General features: G+C 63.8%; 18 protein-coding genes. 4 read left to right on the top strand and 14 right to left on the bottom strand.

Annotated elements, in window-relative coordinates:
- Positions 1-94: 94 nt before the first annotated feature.
- Positions 95-304 carry a hypothetical protein gene (locus NV2_RS24640; protein ID WP_067879115.1) on the top strand — a complete coding sequence of 70 codons (210 nt, stop codon included), beginning with the start codon at positions 95-97 and terminating at the stop codon, positions 302-304.
- A 119-nt stretch (positions 305-423) separates the two neighbouring features.
- Here NV2_RS24640 and map read toward each other — a convergent pair whose 3' ends face one another.
- The 13 genes from map to NV2_RS31540 form a co-directional block, all read right to left on the bottom strand.
- On the bottom strand, positions 424-1,224 hold the full coding sequence (gene map / locus NV2_RS24635) for a type I methionyl aminopeptidase (RefSeq protein WP_067879112.1): 801 nt from the start codon (positions 1,222-1,224) through the stop codon (positions 424-426).
- A gap of 5 nt (positions 1,225-1,229) precedes the next feature.
- Complete coding sequence (locus NV2_RS24630) at positions 1,230-1,775, bottom strand: adenylate kinase (protein ID WP_067879109.1); 546 nt, start codon at positions 1,773-1,775, stop codon at positions 1,230-1,232.
- Complete coding sequence (gene secY / locus NV2_RS24625) at positions 1,772-3,091, bottom strand: preprotein translocase subunit SecY (RefSeq protein WP_067879107.1); 1,320 nt, start codon at positions 3,089-3,091, stop codon at positions 1,772-1,774. The genes NV2_RS24630 and secY overlap by 4 nt, the downstream gene beginning before the upstream one ends.
- A gap of 193 nt (positions 3,092-3,284) precedes the next feature.
- Positions 3,285-3,731 carry a 50S ribosomal protein L15 gene (rplO, locus tag NV2_RS24620; protein ID WP_067879104.1) on the bottom strand — a complete coding sequence of 149 codons (447 nt, stop codon included), beginning with the start codon at positions 3,729-3,731 and terminating at the stop codon, positions 3,285-3,287.
- The gene (gene rpmD / locus NV2_RS24615; RefSeq protein ID WP_067879101.1) at positions 3,728-3,913 is read right to left on the bottom strand and encodes a 50S ribosomal protein L30; all 186 of its coding nucleotides are present in this window, start codon (positions 3,911-3,913) and stop codon (positions 3,728-3,730) included. The genes rplO and rpmD overlap by 4 nt, the downstream gene beginning before the upstream one ends.
- A 1-nt stretch (position 3,914) precedes the next feature.
- Complete coding sequence (gene rpsE, locus NV2_RS24610) at positions 3,915-4,556, bottom strand: 30S ribosomal protein S5 (RefSeq protein ID WP_067879098.1); 642 nt, start codon at positions 4,554-4,556, stop codon at positions 3,915-3,917.
- Between the two features lie 49 nt (positions 4,557-4,605).
- The gene (gene rplR / locus NV2_RS24605) at positions 4,606-5,013 is read right to left on the bottom strand and encodes a 50S ribosomal protein L18 (protein ID WP_067879095.1); all 408 of its coding nucleotides are present in this window, start codon (positions 5,011-5,013) and stop codon (positions 4,606-4,608) included.
- A 3-nt stretch (positions 5,014-5,016) separates the two neighbouring features.
- Positions 5,017-5,556 carry a 50S ribosomal protein L6 gene (rplF, locus tag NV2_RS24600; protein WP_067879092.1) on the bottom strand — a complete coding sequence of 180 codons (540 nt, stop codon included), beginning with the start codon at positions 5,554-5,556 and terminating at the stop codon, positions 5,017-5,019.
- Between the two features lie 14 nt (positions 5,557-5,570).
- Positions 5,571-5,969 carry a 30S ribosomal protein S8 gene (gene rpsH, locus NV2_RS24595; RefSeq protein WP_067879170.1) on the bottom strand — a complete coding sequence of 133 codons (399 nt, stop codon included), beginning with the start codon at positions 5,967-5,969 and terminating at the stop codon, positions 5,571-5,573.
- A 1,278-nt stretch (positions 5,970-7,247) separates the two neighbouring features.
- Entirely contained in the window at positions 7,248-8,225 is a 978-nt protein-coding gene (locus tag NV2_RS31545) for a hypothetical protein (RefSeq protein ID WP_157103067.1), read from the bottom strand.
- Positions 8,226-8,386: 161 nt separating this feature from the next.
- Entirely contained in the window at positions 8,387-9,484 is a 1,098-nt protein-coding gene (locus NV2_RS24590) for a serine hydrolase domain-containing protein (RefSeq protein WP_067879090.1), read from the bottom strand.
- 60 nt (positions 9,485-9,544) lie between these two features.
- Complete coding sequence (locus NV2_RS24585) at positions 9,545-9,964, bottom strand: hypothetical protein (RefSeq protein WP_157103066.1); 420 nt, start codon at positions 9,962-9,964, stop codon at positions 9,545-9,547.
- 204 nt (positions 9,965-10,168) lie between these two features.
- Positions 10,169-10,432: a hypothetical protein gene (locus NV2_RS31540; protein ID WP_157103065.1), complete on the bottom strand. Its 264-nt coding sequence runs from the start codon at positions 10,430-10,432 to the stop codon at positions 10,169-10,171.
- An 87-nt stretch (positions 10,433-10,519) separates the two neighbouring features.
- On the opposite strand from NV2_RS31540, the gene NV2_RS24580 reads away from it, so the two are divergent.
- Both NV2_RS24580 and NV2_RS24575 read left to right on the top strand, forming a co-directional pair.
- The gene (locus tag NV2_RS24580) at positions 10,520-11,377 is read left to right on the top strand and encodes a helix-turn-helix domain-containing protein (RefSeq protein WP_067879085.1); all 858 of its coding nucleotides are present in this window, start codon (positions 10,520-10,522) and stop codon (positions 11,375-11,377) included.
- Positions 11,359-11,721, top strand: a complete 363-nt coding sequence (locus NV2_RS24575) for a DUF397 domain-containing protein (RefSeq protein ID WP_067879082.1) — start codon at positions 11,359-11,361, stop codon at positions 11,719-11,721. Before NV2_RS24580 ends, NV2_RS24575 begins: the two co-directional genes overlap by 19 nt.
- Before the next feature lie 206 nt (positions 11,722-11,927).
- Here the strand turns inward: NV2_RS24575 and NV2_RS24570 are convergent, their stop codons facing one another.
- Entirely contained in the window at positions 11,928-13,208 is a 1,281-nt protein-coding gene (locus NV2_RS24570) for a Fic family protein (RefSeq protein WP_067879078.1), read from the bottom strand.
- A 100-nt stretch (positions 13,209-13,308) separates the two neighbouring features.
- Between NV2_RS24570 and NV2_RS24565 the strand changes: the two genes are divergently transcribed.
- On the top strand, positions 13,309-13,962 hold the full coding sequence (locus NV2_RS24565) for a Uma2 family endonuclease (protein ID WP_067879075.1): 654 nt from the start codon (positions 13,309-13,311) through the stop codon (positions 13,960-13,962).
- The last annotated feature ends 14 nt before the right edge of the window (positions 13,963-13,976 follow it).

Raw genomic sequence — 13,976 nt, 5'->3', positions numbered from 1 at the left:
CCAAGCTGCCGGGCGGAAGGCGGAATTCGCAGGCGGTGCCGGGTTACGTTCGCGACCTGCGAACCCTGCGCCGTCACACGACCGAGGAGGACCCGTGACCGATCGCACGAATGTTGTGAACGCTGGACCGAGCCCCGGAAGATATGAGGTACTCGACTACTTCGGCAAATGTCCCGAATGCGGCTATCCCGCACACGCCGCGGCGGAAGCCACCGATGCGACGACGGTCGTCGCCTCGTGTGATCGGCCCTGCGGATGGACCGGGATGGTCCCGTTGACCACTATGACCAGCCGTACCCGGTAAACGACACAACGCACCCGAGACCGCACCCGCGCCCGGTCGCAACGACACCCGCTGTGGGATCAGCGGTCGTCGTTGCTCCGGTGCCGAACGGCAACAAGCGCATCGAGCAGAGGGTTGGACTATTCGTCGCGCAGGGTGAGGATGCGCGGGCCGTCTTCGGTGACCGCGACCGTGTGCTCCCAATGTGCGGCACGGCTGCCGTCGGTGGTGACCACGGTCCAATCATCGTCGAGCGTGGCGGTTTCCGTGGTACCGAGTGTCAGCATCGGCTCGATGGCCAGCACCGAACCCACGACCAGTTTCGGACCGCGACCGGGTGCGCCCTCATTGGCCAGGAACGGATCCATATGCATCTGGCGGCCGATACCGTGCCCGCCGTACCCGTCGACGATGCCGTAGGGCCGGCCGTGCTCCTTTTCGGCGGCACGGGTCCCCAACTCGATCGCATGCGAGACATCGGTGAGCCGGTTGCCCGCCAGCATCGCGGCGATTCCGGCCTCCATCGACAGCCTGGTGGCCTCGCTGAGCAGCCGATCCGCCTCGATGATCGTGCCGACGCCGAACGTCCACGCCGAGTCACCGTGCCAGCCGTCGAGGATCGCCCCACAATCGATGGACACCAGATCACCCTCGCCGAGGACCTCGTCCTTCGACGGGATGCCGTGCACCACTCGATCGTTGATCGAGGAGCAGATCGACCCCGGGAACCCGTGGTACCCCTTGAACGAGGGCACCGCTCCCGCGTCGCGAATGACCTGCTCGGCAACCTCGTCCAAGGCCAAGGTCGAAACGCCCGGCGCGGCGGCCGCGCGTACGGCCACCAGCGCACGGCCGACGACCGCACCGGCCGCCGCCATGGCATCCAGCTCACCGGCGGTGCGGAACGGCACCACCTTCTTCTGCTTGAGGCCGAAACCCATTCGCGTCAGCGACCCAGCGCGCGCATGACGCGGTTGTTGACCTCTTCGACCTCGCCGACGCCGTCGACCGAGGCGACCAGGCCATCGTAGTGCTGCAGCAGCGGCGCGGTCTCCTCCCGGTACACGTGCATCCGATTGCGGATGACTTCCTCGGTGTCGTCGCCGCGGCCACGGCTGAGCATCCGCTCGACCACCACGTCGTCGGCGACCTCGAAACTCACCACGGCATCGAGCGGCTGTCCGGCCTGCTGCAGCATCTTCTCCAGCGCGACGGCCTGATCGACGGTGCGGGGGTAGCCGTCGAGCACGAAACCGTTGGCGGCATCCGGTTCGGCGATCCGCGACTCGACCATGCGATTGGTCACATCACTGGGCACCAGGTTGCCGGCGTCGATGTACTTCTGTGCTTCGCGGCCGAGCGGAGTCTGCTGGGAGATGTTCGCGCGGAACAGGTTGCCAGTGGAGATGTGCGGCACCCCCAACTTGTCCGACAGCAGTTCGGCCTGTGTCCCTTTACCGGCACCGGGCGGTCCGAGCAGTACGAGTCTCACTTGAGGAACCCTTCGTAATTTCTGTTCATCAGTTGGCTCTCGATCTGTTTGACCGTATCGAGGCCGACGCTCACGATGATCAAGATCGACGTTCCGCCGAATGCCATGAAGTTCGAACCACCGCCGCTGCCGCCGCCGTTCGTCAGCAGGTTGGGCAGCACGGCAACAGCACCGAGATAGATCGAACCGGGCAGGGTGATTCGGCTCAGGACATAGTTCAGATAGTCGGCGGTCGGCTTACCCGGACGGTAACCGGGGATGAACCCACCGAACTTCTTCATCTCGTCCGCACGTTCCTCCGGATTGAAGGTGATGGCGACGTAGAAGTAGGTGAAGAAGACGATCAGGGCGAAGTAGATCGCGATATACACCGGGTTCCCCGGCTTGACGAGATACTCCTGGATGATCTTCTGCCACCAGCTGTCCGAATTCTGCGACGAGGTCAGCTGCGCGACCAGGTTCGGCAGATACAACAGTGAGGACGCGAAGATCACCGGGATCACACCGGCCTGGTTGACCTTGAGCGGTAGGTACGTGGAGGAGCCGCCGTACATCTTGCGCCCGACAACGCGTTTGGCGTACTGGACCGGGATTCGCCGTTGCCCCTGCTCGACGAAGATCACCGCCACGATCACCGCCACGGCGGCAACGCAGACCAGCCCGAAGACCAGGCCACTCTTGCTGTCGAGGATCGACTTGCCCTCGGCCGGGATGCGGGCGGCGATGCCGGCGAAGATCAGCAGCGACATGCCGTTGCCGACGCCGCGCTCGGTGATCTGCTCGCCGAACCACATGACCAGCGCCGCACCGGCGGTCATCACCAGCACGATGATGATCATGCCGAAGACGGAGGTGTCGGCGAGGATTTCGTCCGGGCAGTCTCGCAGCAGCTGACCGCGCGCGGCCAAGGCGACCAGGCCGGTGGCCTGCAGCACCGCCAACGCGATCGACAGATAACGCGTGTACTGCGTCATCTTGGTCTGACCGGATTGGCCTTCTTTGCGGAGTTCCTCGAACCGGGGAATGACCACCGTCAGCAACTGGATGATGATGCTCGCGGTGATGTAGGGCATGATGCCGATCGCGAACACCGACAGCTGCAGCAGCGCGCCACCGGAGAACAGGTTGATCAGCTGGTAGATCCCCGCATTGTCGCCGCCGGAGACGACGTCGATGCAATGCCGGATGGCCCCGTAGTCCACACCGGGCGACGGCAGCGCGGCACCCACTCGGTACAACGCGATCAGTCCCAGCGTGAAGAGAATCTTCCGCCGTAGGTCCGGGGTCCGGAAAGCCGACACGAAGGCGGAAAGCACAGATCCTCCTGGCTGACGACACGGGGGGCACGCCCACTCCTGTCACCTCGGCACATACCGATGCCCTCGAGTGGAGGGCCGGCCTTGTGCCACGACGACGGGGCGGACTAGTTGGTAGACAACACTTGAACTCTAACAGCGACGCCGGACGGGCCTTCACCCGTCCGGCGCCCCGACTGTATATCGGTAACTGTCAGCCCAGCTCGGTGGCGGTGCCACCGGCGGCGGTGATCTTCTCCTTGGCGGAGCCGGAGAACTTGTCGGCGCTGACCTGCACGGCCACCCCGATCTCCCCCTCGCCGAGGACCTTCACCAGCTGGTTCTTACGCACGGCACCGGCAGCGACGAGTTCGTCCTTGCCGATGGTGCCGCCCTGCGGGAACAGGCGGGCGAGATCGCCGACGTTCACAACCTGGTACTCGACGCGGTTGGGGTTGGTGAACCCCTTCAGCTTCGGCAGGCGCATGTGAATCGGCATCTGGCCGCCCTCGAACCCGGCCGGCACGTTCTTGCGAGCCTTCGTGCCCTTGGTACCGCGACCGGCGGTCTTACCCTTGGAGCCTTCACCGCGACCCACACGGATCTTCTCGGTCTTGGCGCCCGGGGCGGGACGCAGGTGGTGGAGCTTGATGGGGGTCATGCTTTCTCCTCCTCAACGGAAACGAGGTGGCGCACGACGTTGATCAGCCCGCGGTTCTGGGCATTGTCCTCGCGGATCACGGACTTGCGGATTCCGCGCAGTCCGAGAGTGCGAAGCGATTCCCGCTGATTCTTCTTGGCGCCGATCGTGGACTTGATCTGGGTCACCTTGAGCTGTGCCATGTCAGGCTCCCTGTCCGGCACGCGCACGCAGCATGCCCGCCGGGGCAACGTCTTCGATCGGCAGACCGCGGCGAGCGGCCACCTCTTCCGGACGCTGCAGCATCTTCAGAGCCGCCACCGTCGCGTGCACGACGTTGATGGCGTTGTCGCTACCGAGCGACTTGGCGAGGATGTCGTGGATGCCGGCGCATTCGAGCACGGCACGCGCGGCACCACCGGCGATCACACCGGTACCGGGCGAAGCCGGACGCAGCATGACGACACCGGCCGCAGCCTCACCCTGCACCGGGTGCGTGATGGTGCTGCCGATCATCGGGACGCGGAAGAAGCCCTTACGAGCCTCCTCGACACCCTTCTGGATGGCCGCGGGAACTTCCTTGGCCTTGCCGTAACCGACACCGACCAGGCCGTTGCCGTCGCCCACGATCACCAGGGCGGTGAAGCTGAAGCGACGACCACCCTTGACGACCTTGGAGACACGGTTGATCGCGACAACCCGCTCGAGCTGGTTCTTGTCGGCCGCATTGTCGCGACGATCGCCGCCACCGCGACGGTCACGACCGCCACCGCGGCCGCCTTCATTGCTGTTGCTGTTCTGCCCGGCGGGTCCGTTGCCGCCGTCACGCCGCTGACGTCCCGGCATCAGACGTTCCTTCCGTTCAGGGTCATTATGTTCGTGAGTCGAGTCTGCATCAGAACGTCAACCCACCTTCACGCGCCGCATCCGCGAGCGCGGCGATCCGACCGTGGTAGTCGTGACCACCGCGGTCGAACACCACAGCCTCCACGCCGGCGGCCTTCGCGCGGGCGGCGAGCAGCTCGCCGACCTTGGCGCCCTTGGCGGACTTGTCACCGTCGAACGCGCGCACATCGGCTTCCACCGTGGACGCGGCGGCAACGGTCTTGCCGACGGAATCGTCGATCACCTGGGCGTGCAGATGCCGCGAGGAGCGGAACACGACCAGACGCGGACGCTCGGCGGTGCCGAGGACCTTCTTGCGCAGACGGAAGTGCCGACGGGTCTTGGACACCCGGCGACGAGTCGACGCGTCCTTGCCGACCGGCTTGCGGGCGGCCTTCTGAACTTCAGTTTGTGCCATGGCTTACTTACCCGTCTTTCCGACCTTGCGGCGAACGACCTCGCCGGCGTAGCGGATGCCCTTGCCCTTGTACGGGTCGGGCTTACGCAGGCCGTGGATCACCGCGGCGATCTGGCCGACCTTCTGCTTGTCGATACCCGACACCGAGAACTTGGTGGGGGCCTCGACCTGGAAGGTGATGCCCTCGGGGGCCTCGACCGGCACCGGGTGGCTGTAGCCGAGGGCGAACTCGAGGTTCGAGCCCTTCTGCTGCACGCGGTAACCGACGCCGAAGATTTCCATCTTCTTCTCGTAGCCCTGCGTCACACCCACGATCATGTTGTTGATCAGAGTGCGGCTCAGGCCGTGCAGGGAGCGATTGCGGCGCTCGTCGTCGGGACGGGCCACCTCCAGCTCACCGCTGTCGGCCTTGGTGACGACGATCGGCTCGGCGACCGTGTGCGACAGGGTGCCCTTGGGCCCCTTCACCGACACGCTCTGGCCATCGATGGTCACCTCGACGCCGGCGGGAACCGAGATCGGCTTCTTACCGATACGCGACATTGTTCCTACCTCCCTTACCAGACGTAGGCGAGGACTTCGCCGCCCACGCCCTGCTGCTTGGCCTGACGGTCTGTGAGCAGGCCCTTCGACGTGGAAATGATCGCCACGCCGAGGCCGCCCAGCACCTTGGGCAGGTTGGTGGATTTCGCGTACACCCGCAGACCCGGCTTCGAGACGCGACGCACACCCTGCAGGCTGCGCTCCCGGCTCTGGCCGTACTTCAGGTCGACGATCAGGGTCTGGCCGACCGGCGCCTCTTCGGTGCGGTAGTCGGTGATGTAGCCCTCGCGCTTGAGGATCTCGGCGATATTCGCCTTGAGCTTCGAGTGCGGAGCCTTCACCTGATCGTGGTACGCCGAGTTGGCGTTGCGCAGACGGGTCAGAAAGTCTGCGATCGGATCAGTCATGGTCATGTGTTGACCGTTACCTTTCTCGCCGCGGTTCCCATACAGCACCGTCACGCGGGGCGGTCGTGGGCCTACGACAATTTCGGCTGGTCCGGGCGACACCGTTGCCGACCGGATTGGATTGCTGTCACCCGGGGCTTCGCACACGCAAATGGGCACGACAGTGCCCGAGCAACCGCTCTAGTGTAGGGGAGGCTCCGGAGCGGGCAAAATCAGGGGTTGTACGCTTCCTGACCGCATCCAGCTCCACGACCACATCCGACGGACCAGCGGACGGCGGGTCGATTGGATCAGCCGGCTGATCATCGCTCCAGCCGCGGCACGTCCGCCGCTTGCGACGCTCGGCAGCCAACTCGCCCGAAGGTCACTTGCCCTCCTGAGCCGGCGAGAGCTCAGCCGAAAGCCGGTACCGTTCAGCCTGCGGAGGTGGTCTGAACCAGCCCAGCGCACCCGGCCGGGGCAGCGATGCTCGACACTCCGGATCCGCTGACAGCATGCGTAGAACTGCCAGTACCGTGTTCGGCTCACATGCTGTTGCGCTGACAGGCAAGCAAATTCGGCCCCCGGTATCCAGTCGATGCCCGGTATCGCGGTCGCTATCCAATTCCAATACTATTGTCCGCATTGGTTTGGACTGCGGCGATTCGCGAAACTCGCCTGGCATCACCCCCACGACTTCCACCCACCTCACAAATATTTCAGAACTTTTCCCAAAAGGACTGGGGTTAACCCTCCTGACTCCACCGGAGTAAATTTCCACTGTCACCCGCCAGCGCAGAAGAAGCCAAATAACTACCCCACATAGTAGACAGACGACCCCCAGGACAAGTGCAAATGTCGCACCGCCCTGGTTATCCTTGGAAAAGGAAAGTAGATCACCCCCCTCTCCGGAACGCCAATCGAGCCACGCAGCTATGCCATAGAGTGCCAACCCGAACAGAACAAGATAGAGGACAGTACCTCCCCGCCGAGCCAGAAGTACAATTCCAACGCCATGGTCTCGATGCTTGACATTATCAACGGTGCGACGTCCCAGGTTTTCATCGAACCCGTATGCGCTCACGGCCATGACGACGAAGCCAACGATAGCGAGCCCGATACCGAAAGCTCCAACTGCGGTGAAAGGATGGCCCTGCGTCACCCCGTCCCCTACACCTATCCCCACCCACACAACGCCCGAAACAATCAGAATAATCAGGGAAATGACGGATGTTAGTCGCGCTCGAGCCGATGGCCTGCATTCCGGCCAAACCGGCTTCCATTCGATGCACCTGTCGGACCGGGTCACCGCTCCCACTCTCCTTGCCTCACACCAGAGGAGAGTCGACGCTGCTCGGATCGCGCCGGCGGCGTCAACCATCCCGCCGCATCGCCCTCGGCCAAAAGTGAGCGAACCTCCGGCCGCGAGACCAACATACGTATCGCTGCCAGCAACGTATTCGAATCGAGTTCCACAGCGTATGCCGGAACAGCAAATCGATCCGCGCGGTCCAGGCGCCGCTCCAGGCGATGCACCGGATGACGCTGCTCCTTCACCATGAGGTCAACGGTCGGAAGCGGCCGCGACTGCGGTGACGACCGAAACTCACCGCCTGCCACGGATGAGATCTCGTCCCACTCTACGAACAAGTCTTCCTTTGCGCCCGGTAATGCGCTGGATCGGCGAACCCCAGCTGGATAGAGTTCAACTCTGATCTTCCAACGAAGAACTACTGCAAGCATCAAGACACAAATAACAGCAAGGATACCGAAGCCCAGCGCCACCGTGGCTCCACCCGGATTATTCTTGGACAATGGAAGCAACCCGGACGCACCACCCCGGTTTCTCCAGTCGCCCCAAGCCATGATTCCATACACGCCCGCACCACCGAGCGACCAGAATAGAACGGGGTTCGTCCTACGCGGATGCAGTACTATTCCGGCGCCATATTTCGGATCCAGATAGCGACGGCATTCCGGTCGCATAGCGCTGTCGACCAGGCCCGCCCCACGGAAAACCGCAAATGCGACACCACCGAACAGAAGGGCAGCACCCAACGCGCCGACCATAGCGATCAGATGTCCGTCACGAATCCCACTGACAGCTCCACCAACAGTCCACAACACCGCCGCAATTGCGAATACCAGCGAGATACCAACACCCGCGATCTTCGACGGAAGCGAAATACTGCGCGTCGGCCATACCGGTATCCACTCCAACTTCGGGAGCCGTGCCCCGTGCGATTCCAACGGATCTCCGCCTCCGCTCGAGCCCACGGCCATTGAATACCTTTCGACGTTCCGTATGACGGGATGCCGCCGGCGATGGCTCCGACGACCAACCCCGCCACAGTGCCTCCCCGGCAGCCATACCTCCGAATATGCCGGCCGCCACGATATCGGCTGGTGCCCCACTGGTTTTCACTGATGCGGCCGGTGCCGTTTTATCCACACAGCGCGCGGGTCAGCATGCCGCGGATATCCACGGTCTCGGGAGTACCCGTGTAGGAGATGGTCACGGAGCGTCCGTGCGCGGTCGCGCCGGAAATGGTGGAGAAGCCGGGTACCCCGCCGACGTGGCCGACATATTGTGCGCCGCAGGGGAGCTCGGTGTAGCCGACGCCGAGGCCGTAGGACATGCCGTTGCCCATGTCGCTGCCGTCCAGCATCTGCGGCAGCAGCGGAGGCGGGACCACTTGACCGGCAAGCAGCGCGGTGTAGAAGTGGTTCAGGTCGGCGCCGGTACTGATCAGCGCGCCGGAGGTCCACGGTAGTGACGGCTCGGTCCGGGTGCGGTCGGTCGCCACGCCGTCGACCAGGGCGTAGCCGGTCGGGTGTGGATCCCGGACATCGGTGTCGCCCGCGGCCGGTAAGTAGGTGTGCGACAAGCCCAACGGGATCAGGATGCGGTCACGCAGTTCATCGGAGAAACGGTGCCCGGTGACTGCCTCGATCATCATGCCCGCGACGATGTAGTTGGTGTTGGAATACTCGAACCGGTCGCCGGGCGCGAACGATGCGGGGTGCCGCAGGGCGAGGTCGATTTCTTCGGCCGGGGTATAGATCCGGCCCTTCGACGCGGCGGTGAACTCGTCCGTTTCCGGAGAAGGGGCGGGTTCGGGCAGTCCGCTGCGCTGGCCCAGCACCTGACGCACGGTGATGACATCCCCGTCGATCCCCTGGCCGGTGAGTAGCCCCGGCAGATAGGCGCCGACCGGGCGATCCAGCTCGATGCGGTGTTCGGACACCAACTGCAATGCGATCGCCACGGTGAACGACTTGGTGACGCTACCGACTCGCACGTATTGCGGATGGTCGGTGGACAGCGGGGTGCCCGCGGCTATGTCCGCGAGGCCGGAGCTCGCGACGGTGGTCGAATCGTGGTCGGTGAGGGTCGCGATCGCGCCCACGGCACCCGCACCGACCAGCGCGTCGAGGTCACCCTGCAGGAGGTCGCCGGGCGCGCCCTCGGTCTTCGGGACACATGCGGACAGCAATGCCGCCACCGCGCAGATCGCCATGACACACGCTGGTAATCGCATGGGTCCAACGCTAAGAACGGTCACCCTGTGCACACATCGGACTGCGGTACTGCGGGCACCTCATACCGAGGTACCAAGTCCCGACACAGACACTCCCGGCCCATTCTCGGCTCGCAGCACGGCCGTAGCCGCGGCCGTCACCTCCGAGAGCAATGGCAGCGACTCGTCACGCTGCGGTGCGCGAGCCCACCATCGCCCTTCCCGGGTACGGCAGCCGAACCCGGTCGGCAACACCACATTTCCGCGATGTGGGCCGATATCCACACCATGACGCTCCAGACAGGCCGCGTCGAGTACAGCGGGCGGGAAGTCGTAGACAACCAGAAAAGTGCGGCGAGGTGGCTGTCCGCGGACCAACACCGGCCCTGGAACTCCGCGGGCCGTCAGCTCGCCGAGTATCAACGCGCCCAGCGGCTCCGGAGTATTGACCGCGGCGATGCAGTCGATCAGCGGCAGTACGACCAGGCCGGGCGCGCTCACATGGACACGCGGGAGACCGAACAACGTCCGATATGCCCACGCCCAATCCTGCGGTGTCGCAAACTCCCCCACCCGCATCGCTCACCCCATTCGATCCATGCGCACCGGCCTCGATGCCGGCGATCAATACGGCACTGACAACGCTGCATCGCACCGGACCACGACCGGCACCCTCGAACCAGATGACTTGATCTGCCGGGTTATTCATGCGGCTACCGAACGCGGAGGCCGCGCCACGGACAACGATCGCGCCCCACCCCCGGATCGCCGCACCGCCTGCAACCGCTCCTGCTCGACCCGAGCGCAAATCGATTCCACGCTCCACACGTCGTCGCCACGACGACCGGCCAGCGCACGCCACGAACGGTCCGCGGCCAGACAACCAGCCCACCCCAGCACCAGACCGGCAAGAAGACTGAGAACTACGACAACCACTTCGACCACCCCTTCCAGATCAGCTACTCCCATGCTCTGCGTATAGGTAGCGTACCTCTACGCAAATTGCGTGGGAGGACTTTTGGGTGAACGGACTCCGATTGCATTACTCTTGCGGCCATGGCGGACTCCCGAACCGTGGCCACGTTGCGTTCACAATGGCTCGGACAGCGACTTCGGGAACTGCGCGAGGCGTCGAACATCACGCTGGCGGACGCAGCCGAATACCTGGGCGTCCGCGGCACGTCGACCATGAGTCGCTACGAAACCGGGATCATCCCCCTTCGGTGGACGGATGTAGACGCACTACTGACCATGTACGGGGTCGGCTCACAAAGCCAGCGGTCCGAGCTGATCGATCTCGCCAAGGAAGCATGGCGCAAAGGCTGGTGGGACGAGTATCAGGATGTCGTCGGCGGTAAGCGCTACCTGGACGCATTCTGGCTCGAAGGCCGTGCACGGCATATTCAGACCTTCAACCTCGGATTCATCCACGGACTGCTCGAAACCCCGGGATACATGAACGCGATCTTCCGCGATGATTCGTCTCTCGATGAGGCCGGAGCAGAACGCGCGACCGAGCTTCGTTTGTCGCGTCAGCGCATCCTCGACTCGGGTCAGGCCAAGATCACCGCGGTGATCAGCGAGCTGACCCTGCACCAGCGGATCGGTAGTCCACAGATCATGCGAGAGCAGCTCGAGCACCTCCTCACGCTCGGCCGTCGAGACAACATATCGATCCGTGTACTCGGTTACGACGCAACGGTTTACCGCGCGCTCGCCGGAGCTTTCACGCTGTTCGACCTCGGCGAACCTTTCACTCAGGTGGCGTATGTGGAGAACTTGGCCGGCTGCCTGTACGTGGAATCACCGGCCGTCGACCGCTACCTGCGCGCGTACGATGACATCGAAAGGGCGGCGCTCACGCCGAGTGAGTCGGCCACAGTTATCAAGCGAGCGTGCGAGGGTTGGAAGTGATCGGTCAGTGGCGTAAGAGCACCCGCAGCCAAGGAAGCGAGCATTGCGTCGAAGTCCGCTTCGAAGGCAGCCGAGTGCTCATCCGCGATAGCAAATACCTCCGCGACAGCACCAACGACCCTGTCGCACAACCGATCATCTCCTTGCCCAGCACAGAGTGGACAGCTTTCCTGGCCGCCGCCACACACCGCGGCCTCCGCTCAGCAGCAGCCGAGCCGGTCATCGAATATCTCCCCACCGGCGGCGTGAACCTGCACCAGGCCACCATCACCCTCACCTACACCGCCGACGAGTGGAGCGCATTCACCGCGGGCGTCACCGCCGGAGAGTTCAGCGCCGCCTGATACCGGCATGAAGGAGCCCCAAGCGGATAAGAAGACTCAGAGGCGACACTGGGGTGTTCGGGAAGCAGCATAACGCTAGACGACCGCCCCGGATCTCCTCGATATGCCACGATTCCGGCAGGCCACTCGGGCGCAGCGCTTCGGTGTCGCGGCGCCCGCCGTCGGCGAATGCCTCCCCTTCCCGGTCAACGACTTACGGCCATCGCTCAGCGAGTCTGTGCCCGGCGCGGTACCGGTCGTGCGAGATCGGAGATTCGGGTGTCGCCCTGCGGACTCGCCAGCCTTCGTTCGAGAGCGGTGAACGCGGTGATGGCCTCGGGCGACTCGAACGCACGGTTACGGCGCCCCACCGTCACCTGGCGGAGAATCCCCGCTTCGACAAGACGCTCGATAGCGGTGTTCGTGGCGGGAAAGCTCCGTCCGATCAGTGAGGCAGCAGCGCCGGCGGTCAGAATCGGCATTCCGATCAACCTGTTCAGGAGCAGGTCCAGTGCAGAGTTCCCTCGCACAGGTGCCACACGAGCACGCCACGAGTTCTGGAGATCGGCCGCGGCCGACTCGAAAAGCATGGCATCCGCAGCGGCCCGGGAGCAGGCCGCAGCAAAACGTGCAATCCAGACATTGAGACCCGAAACAGCCTGCACAGAGTCCGGGTCACCGACATAGCGAAACTGTGTCAACCCGTCGATGTAATTGTCGCTCCAGGTGGCGAGAACCAATGACACCGGGGCGACGACACGTTCGGCGACACCCCGCCGACGCAGAATCAGGTGGATCAATGCGCGGCCGGTTCTTCCGTTCCCATCGATGAACGGGTGGATGGTTTCGAACTGAGCGTGCGCGACCGCGGCCTGCGCTACGGCCGGAAGGTCATCGGTGTTGCAGAAATCGATCAGATCCTCGACCAGTCCGGGGACGTATTCGGGCGGTGGTGGAACGAACACCGCAGAACAGGGGTTGAACGAGCTACCGCCGATCCAGTTCTGCACCTCGCGCAATCGCCCACCGTGCGACGCGATTGTTGTCCCGGCGAGCAGCCGACGATGGACTTCCAGAAGAATGCCCTGGGTTATCGGCTCGCCGGGTTCGACCGCATCGGCGGCCACCGCCATGGCATCGATGTTGGCCAGTACTTCGATAGCAGTCACATCATTGGAATTCCCCTCCAATTGCCGAGCCGCGTCGGCTCGCAACAGTCGGCGAGCCCCGATCTCCAGTCCCTCGATCCGGGAAGACGCGATCGCCTCCGCCCTCAGCAAAAGCCGCGACAGCACCTCTGTTTCGACAAGCGCGCTGGCCTCGGAGTCGAGTTGGTGGACAGCCACTTCCGCATCGACCACATCCGCGGCGGTTTCGCTGTCGAGCACAAACGACCGGCCGATGAGCTGATCTGGCACATACGCGTCATAACTGCCCGAACCACGATCTCGGCGCGATAATCCGGCATCGAGGTTGCCCGCCCAGTACTGCCGCACAACCTTAGCCATGACACCTCCTTATTTAAGGTTATCCCATAACCTTAAATAAGGGCGCGCCGTACTGCCGATAGACACGCGACGAACACAGCATCGAGTCTACGATCGAAGCATGTCGCACCCCCGCGTCCAACGTCCTGACCTCCCCGAACACATGACCTGGGACGAGCTCGTGCAGCTGCCGGACGAGGTGGCCGGTCAGATCGAGCTATGGGAAGGCAGGGTCGTCTGGCTGCGGCGAGGTCCGGCCGAACATCAGGAGTTCACGAATCTGCTGTGGAGTGGGCTGCGGCGGTGCGCCCGGGAGTCGATGTCCACGGATCCGGAACAGTGTTGGCGAGCGCATACCGAAACGAACGTCTTCTTCGGCTCGACGGGCAAGTCGGACTTCGTGACGCCGGACTTCCTCGTCACACGATGCCTGCCGAACCCTTATCAGGATATTCGCGCCGCGGATGTACTCCTGGTCGGCGAGGTCCTGTCGCCGTCGAACTCGCAGACCGATATGGACGACAAGCGTGCCCGGTACGCGCGAGGAGGAATCCCCTGGTATTGGGAGGTCACGCTGGAGCGTGAGAAGAGCGCAATCGCCATGGTCCGCATGTTCGCGCTGGAACGAACCCACGGCACCCTGCCCGCTGGAGTCTCTCCTCTCTACCCGGCCAACTACCTGATCACCGGGAAATGGACACCGAAGGACTCCGCCGGAATCGACACCGAATTCCCCTTCCCCATTCACATTCCGTGGTCGGACCTCGAATTCTGACATAGAGCAGCAGT

This window comes from Nocardia vermiculata NBRC 100427 (assembly GCF_001613265.1).
GTDB lineage: Bacteria > Actinomycetota > Actinomycetes > Mycobacteriales > Mycobacteriaceae > Nocardia > Nocardia vermiculata.
Note: the sequence above shows the minus strand (reverse complement) of the source record. Positions and strands in the feature narration are given on the sequence as shown.